This is a genomic window from Desulfomicrobium norvegicum (assembly GCF_900114595.1).
Taxonomy (GTDB): Bacteria; Desulfobacterota; Desulfovibrionia; order Desulfovibrionales; family Desulfomicrobiaceae; genus Desulfomicrobium; species Desulfomicrobium macestii.
The window spans coordinates 15,351-34,590 of the sequence record NZ_FOTO01000005.1 but is presented as its reverse complement, the minus strand read 5'-3'; the positions used below and the strand labels follow the sequence as shown (position 1 = coordinate 34,590).

General features: G+C 51.8%; 16 protein-coding genes. 8 read left to right on the top strand and 8 right to left on the bottom strand.

Annotated features, from left to right (window positions below):
* Positions 1 to 77: 77 nt before the first annotated feature.
* Positions 78 to 1,769 (top strand): FAD-dependent oxidoreductase, encoded by a 1,692-nt coding sequence (locus tag BMZ24_RS09175; RefSeq protein WP_092191515.1) that lies wholly within the window; start codon positions 78 to 80, stop codon positions 1,767 to 1,769.
* 264 nt (positions 1,770 to 2,033) lie between these two features.
* On the opposite strand, the gene BMZ24_RS09170 is transcribed toward BMZ24_RS09175, so the two are convergent.
* Entirely contained in the window at positions 2,034 to 2,879 is an 846-nt protein-coding gene (locus tag BMZ24_RS09170) for a DUF169 domain-containing protein (protein ID WP_092191513.1), read from the bottom strand.
* Between the two features lie 396 nt (positions 2,880 to 3,275).
* Here BMZ24_RS09170 and BMZ24_RS09165 point away from each other — a divergent pair, with 396 nt between their 5' ends.
* The gene (locus BMZ24_RS09165; RefSeq protein ID WP_092191511.1) at positions 3,276 to 4,811 is read left to right on the top strand and encodes a bifunctional GNAT family N-acetyltransferase/carbon-nitrogen hydrolase family protein; all 1,536 of its coding nucleotides are present in this window, start codon (positions 3,276 to 3,278) and stop codon (positions 4,809 to 4,811) included.
* A 250-nt stretch (positions 4,812 to 5,061) separates the two neighbouring features.
* Here the strand turns inward: BMZ24_RS09165 and BMZ24_RS09160 are convergent, their stop codons facing one another.
* Positions 5,062 to 6,027 carry a molybdopterin dinucleotide binding domain-containing protein gene (locus BMZ24_RS09160; protein WP_341864727.1) on the bottom strand — a complete coding sequence of 322 codons (966 nt, stop codon included), beginning with the start codon at positions 6,025 to 6,027 and terminating at the stop codon, positions 5,062 to 5,064.
* A 376-nt stretch (positions 6,028 to 6,403) separates the two neighbouring features.
* Here BMZ24_RS09160 and BMZ24_RS09155 point away from each other — a divergent pair, with 376 nt between their 5' ends.
* Positions 6,404 to 6,856, top strand: coding sequence for an iron-sulfur cluster assembly scaffold protein (locus BMZ24_RS09155; RefSeq protein WP_092191507.1), 453 nt, complete (start codon positions 6,404 to 6,406; stop codon positions 6,854 to 6,856).
* Positions 6,857 to 7,126: 270 nt separating this feature from the next.
* Here the strand turns inward: BMZ24_RS09155 and BMZ24_RS09150 are convergent, their stop codons facing one another.
* Positions 7,127 to 8,605 (bottom strand): cation efflux transmembrane domain-containing protein, encoded by a 1,479-nt coding sequence (locus tag BMZ24_RS09150; protein ID WP_092191505.1) that lies wholly within the window; start codon positions 8,603 to 8,605, stop codon positions 7,127 to 7,129.
* A 777-nt stretch (positions 8,606 to 9,382) separates the two neighbouring features.
* On the opposite strand from BMZ24_RS09150, the gene BMZ24_RS19425 reads away from it, so the two are divergent.
* Positions 9,383 to 9,580: an iron-sulfur cluster assembly scaffold protein gene (locus tag BMZ24_RS19425; RefSeq protein WP_143077867.1), complete on the top strand. Its 198-nt coding sequence runs from the start codon at positions 9,383 to 9,385 to the stop codon at positions 9,578 to 9,580.
* A 274-nt stretch (positions 9,581 to 9,854) separates the two neighbouring features.
* Here BMZ24_RS19425 and BMZ24_RS09145 read toward each other — a convergent pair whose 3' ends face one another.
* Both BMZ24_RS09145 and BMZ24_RS09140 read right to left on the bottom strand, forming a co-directional pair.
* A complete protein-coding gene (locus BMZ24_RS09145; RefSeq protein WP_143077866.1) occupies positions 9,855 to 10,721 on the bottom strand; it encodes a hypothetical protein in 867 nt (288 codons plus the stop codon).
* A 492-nt stretch (positions 10,722 to 11,213) separates the two neighbouring features.
* Complete coding sequence (locus tag BMZ24_RS09140; RefSeq protein WP_092191501.1) at positions 11,214 to 12,155, bottom strand: alpha/beta fold hydrolase; 942 nt, start codon at positions 12,153 to 12,155, stop codon at positions 11,214 to 11,216.
* A 481-nt stretch (positions 12,156 to 12,636) separates the two neighbouring features.
* On the opposite strand from BMZ24_RS09140, the gene BMZ24_RS09135 reads away from it, so the two are divergent.
* The 3 genes from BMZ24_RS09135 to BMZ24_RS09125 all read left to right on the top strand — a co-directional run bounded on the left by BMZ24_RS09135 (position 12,637) and on the right by BMZ24_RS09125 (position 14,175).
* Complete coding sequence (locus tag BMZ24_RS09135; protein WP_092191499.1) at positions 12,637 to 13,095, top strand: pyridoxamine 5'-phosphate oxidase family protein; 459 nt, start codon at positions 12,637 to 12,639, stop codon at positions 13,093 to 13,095.
* A gap of 346 nt (positions 13,096 to 13,441) precedes the next feature.
* On the top strand, positions 13,442 to 13,741 hold the full coding sequence (locus tag BMZ24_RS09130) for a type II toxin-antitoxin system Phd/YefM family antitoxin (RefSeq protein WP_092191497.1): 300 nt from the start codon (positions 13,442 to 13,444) through the stop codon (positions 13,739 to 13,741).
* Positions 13,738 to 14,175, top strand: coding sequence for a putative toxin-antitoxin system toxin component, PIN family (locus BMZ24_RS09125; protein ID WP_092191495.1), 438 nt, complete (start codon positions 13,738 to 13,740; stop codon positions 14,173 to 14,175). Before BMZ24_RS09130 ends, BMZ24_RS09125 begins: the two co-directional genes overlap by 4 nt.
* Positions 14,176 to 14,434: 259 nt before the next feature.
* On the opposite strand, the gene BMZ24_RS19420 is transcribed toward BMZ24_RS09125, so the two are convergent.
* Together BMZ24_RS19420 and BMZ24_RS09120 are read right to left on the bottom strand one after the other, a co-directional pair.
* Entirely contained in the window at positions 14,435 to 15,307 is an 873-nt protein-coding gene (locus tag BMZ24_RS19420) for a hypothetical protein (protein WP_143077865.1), read from the bottom strand.
* Positions 15,308 to 15,982: 675 nt separating this feature from the next.
* Positions 15,983 to 17,011 carry a DUF2235 domain-containing protein gene (locus BMZ24_RS09120; RefSeq protein ID WP_092191493.1) on the bottom strand — a complete coding sequence of 343 codons (1,029 nt, stop codon included), beginning with the start codon at positions 17,009 to 17,011 and terminating at the stop codon, positions 15,983 to 15,985.
* Between the two features lie 872 nt (positions 17,012 to 17,883).
* On the opposite strand from BMZ24_RS09120, the gene BMZ24_RS09115 reads away from it, so the two are divergent.
* Entirely contained in the window at positions 17,884 to 18,237 is a 354-nt protein-coding gene (locus BMZ24_RS09115; RefSeq protein ID WP_092191491.1) for a GFA family protein, read from the top strand.
* Positions 18,238 to 18,469: 232 nt separating this feature from the next.
* Here BMZ24_RS09115 and BMZ24_RS09110 read toward each other — a convergent pair whose 3' ends face one another.
* The gene (locus tag BMZ24_RS09110) at positions 18,470 to 19,081 is read right to left on the bottom strand and encodes a LysE family translocator (protein ID WP_092191489.1); all 612 of its coding nucleotides are present in this window, start codon (positions 19,079 to 19,081) and stop codon (positions 18,470 to 18,472) included.
* Positions 19,082 to 19,240: the final 159 nt, after the last annotated feature.

Below are 19,240 nucleotides of genomic sequence, written 5' to 3'. Positions count from 1 at the left end.
ACGCGCACCGGGCGATTGGGGGCGTGGCGGGGGCTCTTGTTTCAAAATTCAACCAATTTGACCAAAAGGAGACGAATATGATTGCCAAACGCATTGTCGTGATCGGAGGAACCGCCGCCGGACCAAAGGCAGCGGCCCGGGCCAGCCGTCTTGATCAGAACGCGGAGGTCATCCTCCTGCAGAAGGCCCCGGAGCTGTCCATGGCATCCTGCGGATATCCCTACTACGTGTCGGGAATGTTCAAGGAGCGCGAAAAGCTGCTGTGCACCCCCTCCGGCGTAGTTCGCGACCCGGCCTTCTTTGCCGGCGCCAAGGGCATCACCGCCATGGTCGAGACCGAGGCCGTGAGCATCGATCGTGAGAGCAAGGTCGTGAGCTGGATCAATGCCGCCGGAAACAATGGCCTCCTGGCCTATGACAAGCTCATCCTGTGCACCGGCTCCGTGCCCAAGATGCCTCCCATCCCCGGACGCGACCTCAAGGGCGTGACTACCCTGCACTCCATGGCCGACGCCGACGCCATGCGCAGCTGGGCCGAGCATTCCAGCGGCAAGAAGGCCGTGGTCATCGGCGGCGGACTCATCGGCATGGAGGCCTGCGAGGCCCTGTGCCATGCGGGTGTCGATGTCACCGTGGTCGAGGCCCTGCCGCAAATTCTCGGCTTTCTGGATACGGAATTGGCGCTGCTGGTGGAGAATCATGCCCGCGCCAAGGGTGCAAAGATCATCACCGGCGTCGGCCTGTCGGCCCTTGAAGGCGAAAACGGACAGATCGGCTCCGCTCGGCTGGCAGATGGACGGGTGCTGCCCTGCGACCTGGTGGTCATGGCCATCGGCGTGGCTCCCAACACGGCCCTGGCCAAGGCCGCGGGCCTTGAAATCGGTGCATTCGGCGGCATCGCAGTCAACGACTTCATGGCCACCTCGGACCCAAACATCTACGCCGCCGGTGACTGCGTCGAGATCACCAACCGTCTCACCGGCAAGAAGATGCTTGCGCCCTACGGCGACCTGGCCAATCTGGAAGGCCGCGTGGCCGGAGAGAACGCGGTGCTCGGCGATTCGGTGCGCTTCCCCGGGACCATCGGCAGCGGCATCTGCAAGGTCTTCGACTTCACCGCCGCGTCCACAGGCCTCTCGGAACGCCGCGCCAGGGAGGCGGGCTTCGACGTGGTCACGGCCATCAACGCCAGCCCCGACAAGCCCGGCTTCATGGGCGCCAAACCCCTGGTCTCCAAGATGGTCGCGGATCGCGCCACGGGCCGCATCCTCGGATTCGCCTGCGTGGGTCCCGGCGACGTGAACCGTCAGGCCTCGGAAATGGCCGTGGCCGTGGCCGCAGGCTGGACCGTGGACGAGATGGCCATGGCCGACCTGCCCTACGCGCCGCCCTATTCCCAGGCCATCGACCATGCCATCGCCACCGCGCACATCCTGCAGAACAAGATGCGCGGACTGATGACCGGCATCTCCAGCGTCGAGGCCAAGGCCCTGTTCGATGCAGGCGGTCCGCTCTACATCCTGGACGTGCGCGGCCACGATGAATTCAAGGAAAATCAGCTCGGCCGGGGCGAAACGCTCATCCCACTCGGCCAGTTGCGCGGACGCGTGAACGAGTTGCCCAAGGACAAAAACGCGACCATCCTCTCCTTCTGCAAGGTCTCCATGCGCGGCTACGAAGCCCAACGCATTCTCGAAAGCGCTGGCTACACCGACGTACGGGTCATGGAAGGCGGCCTTATGGCCTGGCCCTACACCAACGAACTATAGTTTCTCCGCCCTTTAACTGATTGAAAAATTGAAAATTCGCAGACGCAGCAGATCGCCCTTTTGGGGCGGCCTGTTAAAGAAAACGAAAGCCCCCGGACAGATTGGCTGTCCGGGGGCTTTTGTCTGTTGATTCACGGGGCTTTTGCCGCGTCCACGCAATTTTCACGCGGCAGGACATCAGCTGACTGTCGAAAAAATCCAAATTTGCAGGCTGTTGTTACTGCGTAAGGGTTGCCCTGGAATCGGAAGGATCCCCCTGTCCCGCTACTCCACTTCTCCCCAAGCTCTGGCGCTGCGCTCAACCTTCTTGCGCACTCCCGTCCAGTCCGTTTCGTGCGCAAACATGGACTCCGGCAGGGCGACCAGCATTTTTTCGTACAGACTCAAGGGGACCGTGAACGTCAGTTCGTCGGTTTTCATGAATTTTCTCGCAGACGGATCCATCCCGCCGAGCACGGCCTTTTCCACACCCTGCGTCTGGTAGTACAGCGGCCAGCCGATTATGTTGGTGCAGCCTGCGCCAAAGGGCGATGCCACGCAGTCCATGTCGCCCGTGGTAAACACCGCCTGGACGAAAAGCCCTGTCAGCACTTCGGGCCGGGCGAAAAAGATGACGAACTCGGGCTCGTCGCCGTCCGTAAACTGCGACAGGGGCTTGAAAATGCAGTATTTGGCAGGAGCCTTGCGCGGATTCACCTTCTCCATGAAGGCCCGCATGGCGTCGGGCCCCGGCATGTACCGCTCGCCGTGCATGGGCGTGCCCGCAAAGCCCGTTGACACGTAATGTTCGATGAAGCGCAGATGCGGCTTCATCATCGAACAATAGTACACGCCGCCCGGACATCCGTATTCCTCGGCGGAAATGAACGCCGCCCCCTTCTTTTTTCGGGCCAGCCAGATATTGCCCATGACACAGGAAAAGGTCTTCATGACCGCCAGCATATTGAGCTCTCTTCGATCCTCCAATTCACGCGAGATGGGAGTGCCCGGCTTCGGGCCGTATGCGTTGTCCGGCTTCGTGTCCGAATAGTAGACGCCGAAGGGCTCCTCGCTGAGTCCGAGATGCTCCATGAAGGTTGCGGTGCCACTAAGAATGAATTCCATTGCCATGTCGTCCTCCTGGTCGTCAGAAATCTGCTGTAAGACGGTAGAGTTGCTCCATGCCATGATAACAGCTAAAATAGACGGAATAAATAGAGAATCCAGGGGCAGATCCTGAATCTTAAATCATCCTATTTTCCGAAGAATTTTACTCACTATTTTTGGGGCGACTTCAATATTTTCGGATACCAACTCGGCGCCCGAGGTTGGCTATGAGTAGCTAGCAGTCTTTTTTTATGGAAATTTAATCAAAACCTCGCCCCCAATTCCGCAATTGCGTGACATGTCGCCCTTGCAATTCCCCCAGTTTATTATACAAACTTCCTGAAGATGAATTTATTCACCATATAACACACATACGATTCAGTTTTTTTCACGCACAACCAAAGTGAAAGGATGACATGGATGATGCAAGAAATCGAACATAAATTACAGACACGACATCTTTCAATAGACGACTTTGATGCTTTGCGAGATCTCCACAAACGGGTCTACAAAAGCCTCGACACCCCGTGGACGCAAAAGCAGATTGCCCTGCTGACCACCCTCTTTCCCGAAGGACAGGTTTGCATCGAGGACAATGGAGTGATCGTGGCCATCGCCCTGTCCGTCATCATCGATTTCAGCCTGTTCGGCGACCAGCACACCTATGACCAGATTGTCGGCAAAGGCACCTTCAAATCCCACGACCCGGAGGGAGACTACCTCTATGGCATCGAGGTCTTCGTGGATCCGGAATACCGGGGCATGCGGCTGGGACGGCGCCTTTACGACGCACGCAAGGAGATCGCCGAGAATCTCAATCTCAAGGGCATCCTGCTGGGCGGGCGCATTCCCGGCTATCACAAAGTATCAAAGGAGATGACGCCCCAGGAGTACATCCTCAAAGTCAAAAACCGTGAATTGTACGACCCGGTGCTCACCTTTCAGATTTCCAACGATTTCCATGTCCGCAATCTCCTCGATGACTACTGGCCGGGCGACCACGAATCCCGAGGCAATGCAGTGCTCCTGGAATGGATCAACATCTATTATCGGAAAAAGACGCGACTGGTGGGGCGCACCAAATCCATCGCCCGTCTCGGAGTGGTCCAGTGGGAGATGCGTCGCTTCGAATCCTTTGACGACTTTATGCAGCAGGTGGAGTTCTTCGTGAACACGGTCAGCGACTACAAGGCGGACATCATCCTCTTTCCGGAACTGCTCAATGCACCGCTTATCCGCATGTTCGATGACCTGCGCCCCACCGATGCCATGCGCCGACTCTCGGAATACACCGAGCCCATGCGTCAGGCCATGACTGAGATGGCTCTGAGTTACAACATCAACATCGTCGCCGGAAGCGTGCCTCAGCTCCAAGAGGATGGCACCCTGCACAATGTCAGCTTTCTGTGCAGGCGCGACGGCACTTGGGACAGCCAGGCCAAACTTCATATCACCCCGGATGAGGATGCACACTGGGGCTTCACGGGCGGACACGACCTTAAGGTCTTTGAAACCGACGTGGGCAAGATCGGCATACTCATCTGCTATGACGTGGAATTTCCAGAACTGGCCCGGTTGCAGACCCTGAAGGGGATGAAGATGCTGTTGGTCCCGTTCTGGACAGACACCAAGAACGGATATCTGCGCGTTCGCCTCTGCGCGCAGGCCCGGGCCATCGAGAACGAATGCTTCGTGGCCATCTCAGGTAGCGTGGGCAACATCCCCAAGGTGGAGACCATGGGCATTCAGTACTCTCAGTCTGCCATCTTCACCCCGTCGGACTTCCCCTTTCCTCATGACGCCATCGCCTCGGAGGTGACCCCGGGCATCGAGACCACGCTGATCACCGACGTCGATCTCGACCTCCTCAAGGAACTGCGCACCCTGGGCAGCGTGCGCAACGTCACAAGCCGGAGGACCGACCTCTATGAACTTCGCTGGAAAGGCGAAGAGTAAGCTATAACGCCAACAAGGAAGTAGTCAGCCAGCCCTGAAGAACAGCGCAATATGCTGAAATTATTTGGTCATAGGGTAAGATCTTGAATCTTGAATTACCCCATTTTCACACCCGGCCGTTGTTCACAACTTCAGAAAAAAAGGGCTCATGAATCAAAACGAGACGTGCTCTTTTCTGGACCTAAAAAAGGCGAAGGCCCCCGGACAGACCATCTGTCCGGGGGCCTTCGCCTTTTGGGAGGGGAGAAATCTAGGCGGCCCGTTCCACCCTTGTCTTGATGTACTTGAGCAGCGGGGTGCCGCCCGTGGACTCCGTGCGGTTCGGGGGCATCAGCGCGCCGGGCACGTTGACTCCGCCCATGTCGGGATACTTGGGATCGCCTTCCAGACCGCGCACATGACCGTAGCCACCGGCCGCGGCCAATACGCCGGGCCGGATATCGTCGGTGACCTCGGCCTTGATGCGCGTGACGCCCCATGGCGAGGACAGCTGGACAAGGTCGCCGCTTGAGATGTCGTGCCTTGCGGCATCTGCCGTGTTGATCAACAGCGTGTTGGTCTTCCTGCGCTTCATCAGTTGGAAGTTGTTGAACGTCGAACAGTGCTCGTGCTGCAGGATGCGGATGTTTCCAAACAGGAAAGGATACTCGGCGTCCGGCAACAGGTCCTGGTCGATAGGCTTGAAATCGGGCAGGGGGTCAACGCCTTTCTCCGCACTGACGGGATTGAGGAAGTTGTACTTGCCGGTCCTGCTGGACCCAGAGCTGCCGTACCCTGCGGGAGGATTGATGCTCTCCCACTTCCTGTATTTGTAATACTCGGCAGCATCGGTCAGGATGAAACCTTTTTCGCGCAGCTCTTCAAAGCTCCAGGGCAGATCGCGCATCTGGTTGGCAAAAGCCTCTTCCATGTTCTTCCACGGCACCGCGTCGGTCACGCCCATGCGCTTGGCCAGCCCCTCGATGATCCGGTACATGGGCCGCGAGTCGTACATGGGAGGCACGACCTCTGCGAAGTAGCTCAAGAATGCCTCGTAAAGCCAATCCGGCTTGACCTGCGCCTGCTCAAGCCAGGTGGCATCGGGCAGGACAACGTCGCTGTAGAGGGCGGTGTTGCACATTTGTGAAAAAACGAAGTTACCGAAGAGTTGATCAAACTTGTGCAGGGCGTGGGGAAAGACGCAATCAGAAGGCGCAAAGCAAGAAAAGGGGATCAAGAACTGGTCAGCCTCGCTTTGGCAGCTCTGACCGGATTCATAAGCTCAAAGAATCAAAAGCAGACCCGCCCCCTTTTCTTCCCAATGGCCTTGAACCCGCCTTGCAGAACATGCCCATCTACTCTGTCATGCCACCCGTTTGAAGGGCTGCGTGCAGGCGTTTGTGAACCTGCGTAGTGTCACGCCGGTTCCTGATGGGTAATCGGCTGCGGGATTGGGGTGCGGGCGAGTCCGGCACAAGGCTTTTCTGACCATTTTGGTATGTGTTCCAGTCTTTGGCGACTGGTGTTGCCGATTTCCGGAGGGGGTGCTAGGAGCCCATTTTGGTCTGTTCCCAGCGGGGACACATGGAAGCACTCAACAAACGGACGAGACAATGCCCAGTTTTGACGACATCGTGAATGAACTTCAGGACAAGATTTTTGATGAAGCGCGTCAGACCTACGGTCAGGCCGGGTTTGAACGCTGGCGCAACAAGCCGTATCGCGGCCGGCCGGCCAAGGCCGAGTACATGGGCGCAGCTACCGGCACGTGTGGCGATACCATTCGCATCTTTCTGCACATCGAAAACGACCTGGTCCTTGACGCGGGATTCGGCACCGACGGATGCGGTTCCAGCCAGATCAGCGGGTCCATGGCTGCGGAACTGGCAGTGAACAAAACCTGCGAAGAGCTGACCGCCATCACGGGCGAGACCGTACTGGAAGCCTTGGGCGGACCAAACTGCATGCCCGAAGAAGACCGACATTGCACCCGTCTGGCTGCCAACGCGCTGCACGAGGCGCTGGGAGATTACTACTTTAAGACGCTGGGGATGCGAGAACGCTGAAGACTCCACGTTCCTTCCGGCGGGTTAAAAAAAATGGCTTGAGACTGTTGAATCTCAAGCCATTGCTCCAAATGGTGGGACCTGAGGTTGTACTTATTTGTGTCTCAAATTCTATAGACACGTACTTCAACTCACTGTTCAGCCTGTGCAGGCCTGTTCCTGATATGGCGCTTCAACAATTTTCCAGGACAGACTGGATAGGTCGAAACAATTCAAGATTCAAGACCTGCCCTCATCTCTTGCGGTCCGTCCCATCGGATTCTTCGCCTTTTACCGATTCTTTTCAAATTTATCATAGACAGATTCTGTGTGGGCTTGTTTATAAAGTATCTCAACGCCATCCCAGTCAATCCCTCTTTTATAAACTGCAAAACCAAGCTTATCGTATATTTTATTTGCCATGATCTCTTCAGGTAAATCACAAGTAAATAATCTTATATATTTTCTTCCTGTTTTTCTAGCTTCGTAAACTACTTTTGCAATTAGGCCATTAGCGGCTTTTGCCGAAAGCATGCCAAGACTCCGTTCTACTGCAGCCCAACCTGCCCACACAGCATCGGTCTCATTTGGATCGAAATAATATCCTGAGAACCCTATTACCTTGTCGCCGTTTAAAGCTACCCAATAGCGAGGATGCGCTATATTCTCTTCCAAGAGTTCATTTTTGTTGGTGCCTAACATACAGCTTTCTTTCAGCACCTTAAATATTAGTTCATAATTGTCTGTAGGCAAGAATTTTTTTACCAACTCCATTGATTCTGTAATGTTTTGTTCTGTAATCGGTTGAATATGTATTTTTTTTAAAGAATTTTTTGCTATATTTGTCTCGCTAAATTCCTTGTATATTCGTGGGATAATTTGCACTTCGCTGTCGGGAATGTCGTTTTCCAGTTTTTCTTTAATCCTTCCAGAAAGGTCAAAGATATCTCCCGCTGTCTTGTCAGGTGTGAAGCCAAGCGTAATGTCAATTATTATCTTCTTGCCTGACTTTCTGGATTTTACACCGTGAAAAGAATCATACCAGTCGAAGTACTCACTTAATCTTCTGAGAACTTTCATCTGCAGATCTTCGTCAAGGGTTTTGTCCAAGAGGTCATGCATGCTTTCTTTTATCAGATCTAAAAATGCATAGCCGGCAGCAAAAATTAACAATATCGCACACGCAGGGTCAATAATAAAACCCCATGAAAAATCTCGCAAAAAAACAGCCGCAAGCAATGAAACAAATACGAATATATTTGCAATGGCATTTGCTCGATGAAGCCTCCATTGAGATTTCATTATTGGCGAATTTGACACTAAAGCAATTTTATAAATTCTTTTCCATAAAACAACATTGATTACTAAAGAAATACAATTAATTACAAAGCCTACTAAAGCAAAATCTACATTTAAGTCCTGAGGATAAACGATGCGATGTATTGATAATCCAGCTGTAATGATCAATCCGAGGACTACCAAAACAGAAATTAATAGAGAACACATGCTTTCAAGTTTTCCGGCACCATAATCGTAAGATGTTATCTTTCCCTTAATGAGCTTGTTAACAATAGTAACAGAGATAATTCCCGAAATAATGTTGTATGAATAATCATAAATATCAGTAAGAAGTATCATCGAATTTGAAAGTATGGCGATCGCTATAACAGGTAGACAGGAAGACACATCAATAAGCAACGCCAACTTCAATACCTTAAACTGTAAAGGCAGGTTTTCCTTTGCGTGGTCAGCAGACGAGTTATTTTGCATGTGTCAAAAACCCTGATTTTGTTAGATATGAATATCCCTGAAACCAACAATGACAGCGAGTTACTGTGAAACTTCCATAACCGAAACCGACAATGCCTCAATCAGCATGCACACAGTGGCTTCTTGTGCTACTACGAACGACCTTGCCGGGAAAACTGTGCGTCACGATCCCGTACATGTATGCGCCCATGAGGCGTTGCCAGTGGTCGCGGTCGACCAGGGGGCGTGCGAAGGACCTCGCCGGTGAAGCCGATGCAGAGCAGGGCCACGGACAGGTCGCATTGGGCCAGCTCCCAGGCCGAGACGATGCGGCTGGAGAGCTGGTAGTGGGTGTCGCCGCTAATGTAAAGCCGAGGAAGTGGCGATTTACAAAAGGTTCACGGGGAATCCAGGATAACGGGGAATCGGGGAATCTAGGGGCGGCTCTTGAATCTTGAAATATTCCATTTTCCGAAGAATTTTACTCACTGAGGAATGAATGCCTGCGTGTAAACGCCGTGTAATTGCCGCAGGGTTTTGGAAAGATTTGCGGCCGAAGTTGCGGCAAATAAAAGTGATTTGTCGTCAGGCAATAGCCATGATAAATAACGTTGAACCGGTGCAACGTTATCCCGAGCACGGAAAGAAAGGTGCTCCTGTCGATATCGTCCAGAAAAAAGGAAGATTATGCATTGCCCCGGGATGTCACATGGTTGATGGCTCCAGAAAATTCTATGCGGAGTGGGCGGACCATAGAGAGGAGTCACTCCAGAAAATTCAAGATTCAAGATCTGAACCTTGCCTCACGCGGAACTGACAGTGAACAAGACCTGCGAAGAGGTGGCTGCCATCATGGGCGACACCATACTGCATGCCTCGGGCGGACCAAACTGCATGCCCGAAGAAGACCGCCATTGCACCCGACTGGCCGCCAACGCGCTGCACGATGCGCTGGGAGATTACTACTTTAAGACGCTGGAGATGCGAGAACGCTGAAGATTGCGCGTTCCTTCCGTCGGGTTAAAAAAAATGGCTTGAGACTGTTGAATCTCAAGCCATTGCATTCAAACTGGCGGGGGCTAATACTGTTTTTTGGTGTCTCAGTTTTTTGGGACACGAACTTCGACTCAATGTTCTGCCAGTGCAGGCCTGTATCCGATGTGGCGCTTCAGCAGTCTTCCAGGATCGACTCGAGAGGTAGAAATAATTCAAGATCTGCCCCACATCCCCCTGGCTGCGCTTCTCGGCCCATCCTTTTGGATCAGAGCGGTCACGGTCGCGGATAGATCTTTTCGGCGATTTGCTGAATCGCCTCCGTGGCCGACAAGCGGACCTTGTACGCGGCAAAAGGCGTGGCGGGCACGGTGAACTCGGCAACGCCGCTCCCCCCTGCGGGCAGGCACGGAATGCCTGTAGACATGATGTTGACCGGCTGTGAACCATCCGTGTCGGGAAGGCCTTGCATGTGCAGCGACACGCCCGTGACGTCGGCGTTGCCTGTATTGTGGACGACTACATAGACCAGCGGCGGCGCGAAGGTCGCCTCGCCCAGCGCCACATTGTCGCCGGAAGGCTTGGCGACGGGAGGCATCTGGGAAACCCCGCTTGTCAGGACCGTGCCTCCGTCCCGCAATTCGACCAGAACCTCGCGCTCCAGGTTGTCACGCAACGGGACACTGCCCATGCATTCTCGCGTCTCGCCTGCGGCAAGGGATGGCACGGCGATGTCGGATGCGGCCGTTTCGAGCACACCTGCGGCCAAGCGATAGACGGGTCGCAGAACGAGATTCGAACTGGTGGGCGTGTCCCCCGTGTTGGTCAGGCTGACAACAAGCTTCAGCCGGCAGGCCGGGAGATTGGGGAAGGTTCGGAATTCGACGGCCTGGATCTGGATGTCGGACACGGTCTGGGCTGGTGTCTCCTGCGTCGTTTCGGGCTGCGTTTCCGTGGATGACCCGGACTGCTCTCCGGTCTTCGGAATGAACCCGGGTTTTTTCAGCACATTGACCTTGGGCTGTGGGCCCTTGAATGCGGGCTGACTTTCCTTAATCCCCGGCGCGACGCCGGTTACCCCGGCAAAAACGGGCAATGCCGCAAAAATGGCGGCGAGGACCCATGCCAGGAAAATGGATCTCATGACGGCTTTGTCTCCGGGACACAGGGCCCGTGTTTCGCCCTGACGAGCGTGTCTTCCGATTCGGCCTGAAAACTTGGTGTAAATCTCGCGGTCCGGCATGTTCTGTTCCTCCGTTGCTGTTGGGCGGCTCATGTTCCACTTCCAGATTTGCTGTAGGCATCCGCTGCGAATAATGTGAAAACGTGGGACCTTTGTCCCCAGGCTGCATTTTCCACAGGACTTCGCCTGATCTAGGGCATCTCCCCATGATGTCTGTTCTTCCGAACAATCCTTCTCAAATTTCATATCCTGCTAGCACATGGACACGTGCTTTACAATTCGAGGAAGCGTCGATCCAAGAAATCATTCCATCACGTAACAGGGTATTGCTGATGCTACACGTGAGGCGATTCTCTCATGCACCGGTCAAGAAAGGCGTCCGCTCTTCTCCTGTACGGAAGGTCGATCCGTATCAAATACATACCGTGCTTCGACAGCGACGCGAGCGGCTTTTCAGTCGCCGCGCAAGAGTCGGGGATCAGGTTTGCTTTTGACATTTGTTGAAAACGAACCGATCGCTTTTTCCAAAGCGGAATTAAACTCCTCTACGCGATTCAGCATGAGAAAATGATCCGCGTCCTTCAGGACAATGGCATCGAAGGAAAACATATGGCGCCGGTTTGCTTCGTATTCGATGGGCCACAAGTCGCCGTTCACGGTCCTGACGGGTATGCGGATGTCCTCGAATATCTTGGCGGCTTCGCCGGTGATGTACTGTGACATCATGCTTTCCATGGCACTCAATGCGACATCCGGCGGTGCGGCAGACATATCGGCGATAATCCATTCACGAAGTTCTGCATCGGTGCGCGGCGAAATCATCGTCTCCACGAATTGCCGGCAGCCGGTCTGAAAATTTGTTTCGAGCGGGCCGACCATGCCTTTGAATTCTTCTTGAGTCATCGGGTATTCGATGTTTTCAAGCGTATCGATACCGACGAGCCCGATCACACGGTCCGCCATGAGCCGGGCAGCCTCGGCGATGACGGAACCGCTCATGGAATGCCCGACCAGGATGACGCTGCGACTGCCGGTTGCCTCGGTTACAGCTTTCACATCCTCTCCGAATGATCTCATGGTGTACTGAGTTCGCCCCATGCCCGAGTGGCCATGGCCTGCAAGATCGAGCACAATCACGCGGTGATTTTTCGAAAAATGGGGGATTTGTTCCCGCCAGTAGCGGGCATCACAGCTCCAACCATGGACAAATACGAGCGTCGGTTCTCCAGAACCATACGATTCGAAGGAAATCGGAGTCCCATCCGCAGATATTGCGAGACTTGGCCATTTGTTTTTGGCGTGTGCTGGGGTGAAAAAGAAAAAGATGAACGCAAAAAAGACAATCAGGCTTATTGAATACCTTTTCAAATCCTTGCAGTAATTATCTTGATTCATATAGATTTCCTATAATATACATTTCGATATATTCATGAATTTTAATAACAAGAAACTATAGATAAGCGATGCGAAAATTAGCGCAGAAAATTTCAGATATTTTGAAAATCTGTTCCGAAATGACTACTAGAATGGATACGTCAAAGGCAAGGGTTTCTTTGGTTGCGTGTTTTACAAAAAAGACGACAGATCATCGATAAGTGGATCAAAAAAATATGGAAGATTGTGAATTACCACGGGATATCACATGGTAGATGCTCCCGGAAATTCTATACGGAGTGGGCGGACCATGAAGAGTAGTTACTCCTGAAAATTCAAGAATCAAGATCTGGCCCTTGCCTCCTGCTCGTCTCCTTGCTGCTGCCCTTTGTCGCCCTCGTTCCGTCAAAGAGCCGAATTTTGGGTTTGATCAAGGCCAGAAGTACGGGCAAGGAATGATGCACACGAAACAACACGAACCCGCTATTCTTGGGAGGCCCAAATGAGAAGAAAGGATCGCGAGATCACCGACCAGTCCTTCATGCACGACGTGCTGCGGGAAGCGGACGTCGTCTCCATGGCGTTCAACACGGGCGAATTTCCCTATGTTCTGCAGTTCAACTTCGTCCTGTACGGGGACAGCATCTTCATCCACTGCGCCCCCGAGGGCCGCAAGCTGGACCTGATCGAGCGCGATTCCAGGGTGGGCTTCTGTGCGGCAGTGGACATCCGCGTGGAAAAGACCACGACGCGCTACCGCAGCGTCTGCGGCACCGGCCTGGCCACCCTCGTGGAGGATGACACCCTCAAGGTCGAAGTTCTCAAGGCCCTGGCCGCCAAGTACAACGCACCCTGCACCTTCCCGGTCCCCGAGCGCACCCTCGCCGCCACCTGGGTCGTGCGCATGAGCATTGAGTCCATTACCGGGAAGCAGTCCCGGTCGTCGGAAGAAAAAGGGTAAGAGACAGAAAAGCACAGCGCGCACAGCGGTTGCACAAATTGAGGGGCACAAATCGAGGGTCTTGAATCTTGAATTATTCAATTTTCGAACAATATTTACACTTGGTCGCAGAGACCCAGTGCCGACAAAAATCAAGATTCAAGATCTGCCCCTCGTCTCCTGCATGATTAGGTGTAGTAAATTGAATGAGTTGTTTAGATTTTTGAAAATTCAAGATTCGAGATGCGACCCCGCTCCCACATAGAAGCAGCGAAACTTGGCCCATTTCTTCACTTGACACGCATTGTCCGGGTTCATAACTGTAGCGAATATGTAGCCATATTGTAGCCAAGCAGAGGATACCGGCATGAGATTATTCACCGATCGCGAATTCCGCAACGAACCGGGTAAAATCCGGGAAGCGCTCGCTACCCAGGAAGTCGTCATGACGAGCCGGGGCAAGCCATATGCCGTCTTGCTACCAGTCCACGACAGCAACGACATCGAGGAAGTCCTCCTTTTGGCACGCCGCATCAGGGCGCAGATGGCGCTTTCCGCCGTGCGACGAAAGGCGGCGCAATCCGGTCTGGATAAAATTTCCGAGGCGGAGATCGATGCGGAGATTTCAGACGTGAGGGCGAAACGCGGCAGGTCCGACGCAGAATGAGCGTACGCGTTGTCATCGACACCAACGTGCTGGTTTCGGGATTGCTTGGCGTGTATTCCTATCCGGCGCGCATCATCGACCTTGTCTATTCCGGACGATTCCACTGCGTCCACGACGACCGCATCCTCATGGAATACCGGGAAGTACTGTCACGCCCGAAGTTCGCCAGCGCAATTTCCGAGCACGAGAGAGACGACCTGATCGACTATCTGGACCGCTGGGGCCTGCATGTCCTGCCCGGCCCGCTTGGCCCGCTTGCGGCCACCGCGCCTGATCCCTTCGACCTCCCCTTCGCCGAAGCAGCCGTCGCCGGACAGGCAAGCTACATCATCACCGGTAACACCGCCCATTTCGAATTCTTCTCGGGCAACCACTGGGGAATCCGGGTTCTGACTCCCAAGGATTGCCACGCCCTTGTCTGCGGAGGCGCATGAACCGAAGCGTCGCGTTCAGTTAATGAGTTTTTGGACTTCTGGAAATTCAAGATTCAAGATGCGACCCCGTTTTGCCGCGACCCCGTTTTGCCGTGCGTTCATCATCAGGCAATAGCCATGACAACTCGCGTTAAATCGGCTCAATGTTATCCCGAGCACGGAAAGAAAGGTGCTTCTGTCGATATCGTCCAGAAGAATTCAAGGTTCAAGATCTGCCCCTTTCCTCCTGTTTGTCGTCGCTGTGCAATCCTGAGTTTGGCTACTGCCAATCGGATAGAACCTCTGCTGATATTTTAAAAATTTTGGGGCCATTAGACACCCTCCAACGTACTTCCCCCTCACTTCCACAACTAGAGATATGTTCAGGAAACAAGATTAACCCGGCGTCACATCCGATCTGGATGTCAAACCGGCGGGTTGCTTCATTACAAACTGTAGCTTGGATTACTCCACGTTGGCGACAAGTTAACGTTCTAACAGAACCATCAGAACTATAATCGACACGCGTTAGACGTACTTTCTCGCCTCCGAATCCAAGATTTTCACATGCATAAAAAACTTCTCTATCTTTTACATAGCCCACAACGGTAACGTTTACGTCTTTCAAACTTATAACTTCAGAAAACGGACCGATCTTCTTTATCGCTAAGTCCGATAATCGACGACCTAATTCAGAAGAAGGAGATAATTTTTCAATTTCGTTAATTAAAACTTCAGCCTTTTTCTTCTCAGCGATTTCCAACTCACCTTTCAAACTTCCAACCTCAGTTTTCAATTGATCCCGTTCACTTTGAGCTGTATTTCGCTCACATATTGCCTCAGCAAATTTATTTGGGCCAATTTCTTGATTCATCTGCTTGGACAAACCCCAGTTTGTTAGATATGCAGTTCCAAGAAGAAGTGCCGCTGATCCGGCAACTTTTAGAACACCAAAGGAAAATTCAGAACCTGATGCACCTCCTAGATAACGATACGTGAGCGCTGCGACAGCAATGCCAAGAAGGACTGCGATAAACATAGGTGGATAATACCTGTCATAGAATGCCCAAAGGCTGACGAAAAGGACTGGAATGAAGATGCAGGCAGTGATTATCACCCAAAGGGCAACATCATCCCGATTTTCTTTTTCCACTTACGTCTCCTGCCACATCTTTATGTTAATTTCTTTCCCAACATTTTTTATATAGATTATTACCAAAATATATTGATTGCAAAATGATGTTTTTATATTTTTCAGACAATCTTTCCTATAGCGCAATATAGTTTTGCTATGCCATTATTCTACCTGATATGCAATATATTGTATGCAAAGCTATTCTTATGCAGCCATAATCCGCGCATTTATAGTGAGCGAAGCGAACGAAAATACGCTCAGGTTCAAGACCCTGTTAATGTATTAGTGGATACATCCGAGATTCAACCGCCCAAAAATCTTCTCCGCACAACTCCGCAACTCCGGCGAACACTCGTCTATAACAAATAAACCATAACGACTTGTAGAAAACTCGGCCATTTCCTGCATTTCTTCAACATAGCGGGCAGTAGGGGCAGGTCTTTAATCTTGAATCATCTCATTTTCCGAATAATTTTACTTATCGTTGAACAATTTAAACCTATCGCGGTATCGACGTGTGCCTGAGTATAGCTGCAACTCATGGCAGGCCTTATGGATGCATGGCTCTCTGCGCCAGCCAAGGCGTCCCCAAAGAGCGAAAGGTCATGCCCGTAAAAATTCAATATTCAAGACCTCAACCCTTTCCTGTACCCTGAATCGCCAGCTTAGCAAGTATCCCCTCCACCTCTTGGACTACGAGACGATGTTAACAGTCGACCAGTCATTGCTGTGCAATTCGAGAAACTTCCGCAGGGCTGGGCTTCGGTAGCTACTCCCCATCTTCTCGAAGCGATCCTTCACTGAACGGTGGATCAAGCTCTCCTTATGTATCTCGCGGAATGTCTTTCCCCGGAGCTTGTACATTCCCTTAAACTCGTCGTGTTGCTTGCCGATTGGACTCGGCTGCAGTGTCGCTGTCGCATGCTCTTCAATCACGAGGCCTCTTGCCTCTGCCTCTTGAAGTAACCAATTGCAGGCGATATCCGCGAGTTGATGGTTGTCTGCATAGCCTCCACCCACATCGGAATGCACGCCGGCAAACCACACCTGCTTGAGGTCGATTCCGAGCTTATCTTCGTCCCAGAGAACGGGTGTAAAGTCCTCTCGCGTCTCGTCAATTGCCAGAGCATGCCGTGCGCATTTCACGGTACGGCTAGGCGAGGTGTCGTGAAACAGGTATGCCGACTTATGGTTCATTAGCCCCCAGAACGTAATCGGGATGCCGAGTGCTCCCACCGTGTCCCACGCGCCGACAAACTCGATTGGCGTTTGATCCGCCACACAGTACTCGGCTCGGAGTTCCTTCGCGCTTGTCTCGTCCGGAGCAGACTTCTTTCCACGGTCGCGGTAGAGTTCGAAAGCTTTCGGAATATGCCGCTCGAACTCGCGCCTAAGTACGCCGCAGTTGCGTATCATCCCAGCAAGTGACCGGACTGTATATGCTCCTCGACTGAATCCGAACAAATACAATTCGTCTCCGACATCGTAGTTCTGAACTATGAAACGATAGCAGTCCATGATGTTCTTGTCGATTCCAACGCCAGAAATACCTCCACTCAGTTTCTTCTGGTCCGACCCTACTCCCCAGTCGTAAAAGACAACCTGCCGCATGGTATCTGTGCTTTGTGGCGAAATGGCCCTGGCAACCCTTAACACATTTGTGGGCACCTCGTTCTCTGGCGAATTCCACGTCCCATCCGATGCAATAACGATCCGCTTCATTTGACACCTCTAGTCTGTCTGTACTTGCCTTCACGACCTATCGAACCCTGGACTGTTAACGCCCGCGTAATAGGTTCCAGCTAACGAACGACCTGATTAACGCGAGGAATCAGGTTTCCAGATCTTGAATCTTCTATTATCCCAGTAGAAGTAAGAGTATATCCTTTTTTTTAGAATCATATAAATATTGCTTTTTTATAAACTTTATCGATGTAATTTCATCTTGAATATATATCATTTTTGAAGAATGTTTTCGGAGATTTTATAATTTATATTAATAATTTATCATAAATTAACGAATAAAAATCTGTTTTTTACGCTTTTTTTATAAGGAAGACTTCCATCTGGAACATTGATTCTATACGGTCGTATTTTGGCCTACTCCTTCTCTCTGCATAGAACGTTTACGGTATTTCTTACATAAATATCCGCAATCTAAGCTAACTACGCTTCGTCAGTACAGGATAAAGCCGCAAAGATGACGAAAAGTAACATTTTTTACATGAAATTTTATTTTTAGAGAATTTGTTACCAAATAAATCAAGAATTATCTAGCGAAATTTGCAATTTTCTCTGTCATACAATATTTTATTCTATAGTGCTTTATTGCAATATATATTACTTTGAATTCTGGCAGTTACTTGTACGACAAGATGGAATGTGCAAAATCAATCGTCTTTTCATATTGAAAAACATGCTATTCTTTGGGCAGGGGGTTGCGTGAGCGACTGGAAATCTTTCCTGCTGCCGGATTGTCGATGGTGCCAGAACTGGCGTTGCCAATCGATGCATGACGCATCTATAATTCACGCTTTGCGCGGCGGTTTCAGCACCGCCGCCTGACAAACGGCGCTAAACATGGAGGTGTAAGCGTGATTTATGCGGGATCGTGCCTCTGCGGCAAGGTCGCCTTCGAGGTCGAGGGCGAATTCGAGAGTTTCTATTTGTGCCATTGCGAACGGTGTCGAAAGGATACCGGCTCGGCCCATGCGGCCAACCTGTTTTCGACCACGGCGACCCTTCGCTGGCTATCGGGCGAGAACTTGATAAAAGTCTTTAACTTCAAAAATACAGATCACATAAAAAGTTTCTGCGCCGAATGTGGCTCTGCCCTGCCGAACATACAAATGGACGGCACGCTTCTGGTGCTCCCTGCGGGCAGCCTCGACTGCGACGCACCAATTCCGCCTACGGCGCATATATTCGTGTCGCGCAAAGCTCATTAGGACAAGGTAGGAGCCTGGGGTCAGATCTTGAGTCTTGAATTGTTCCAATTTCCGAATAATTTTAATTATCACCGAGCAATTCATACCTATCGCGGCAGCTGCTTTTGCCGGAGTATAGCTGTACTTATGGCAGACCTTAGGATAGCTGCGTATCGGAGTGAATGGCTCTCTGCGCCAACAACAACCCCTTCCAAGGACGAACGGCAGATTTCGTGGACGCAAACAGGCTCCATCAATCTGTGAGCGCAAGTTCCGCCCCAAGGCTGGCAAATGCAGAGGCGAATCCGCGTCGTAGCCAGGTTTGCACTCGTGGAGACTCGATAACGGTCTTGCGGAACACATGGGCAAGAAAACCATAGATTACGAATACTATAAACGTCATAGCCATGAAGGTAGCGCTGAGTAGAAGAAGCTGGAAAAGAGGCTGATCCGTGCCTGGTTGAATAAATTGCGGCAGGAAAGCCAAGAAGAAGATGGTCAGTTTGGGGTTGAGAATGTTGATCAAAAACGCTTTTACGACCAAACCAGCGGCCGTTTTTGCAGAGGGGTTTGCGTCAATGGCGAAAGCCGTTTTGTCACGCCAAGTCGCATAAGCAACGTAGAACAAGTAGACAACCCCAGCGTATTTCAGAGTCTGGAATGCAAGCGCGCTTGTGTGCATGATGGTGGCAAGACCCAGAACCGTGGCCATGAGGTGCGGGAGTATCCCTGCCGTGCATCCTAGTGCGGCGAATACACTTGCCCTTCGACCCTGGATAAGTCCTGTAGAGACGGTGTATATTACCCCGGTTCCAGGAATGAGCACCACAATTAACGATGTGATGAAGAACTCAATGCTGATCATTTGTCATATCTCCCTTGTCCTCTCATGCCCCTACTCTGAGCGCTGGGGGAGGAGAGCATATCTTGAATTTTGAATCAAACCATCATCCGCCTTTTCTCCGAAATGGAACGTATTGCAGAAACGTCGTTACAAAAAAAGTAGCGGTAACGGCAAGCGATT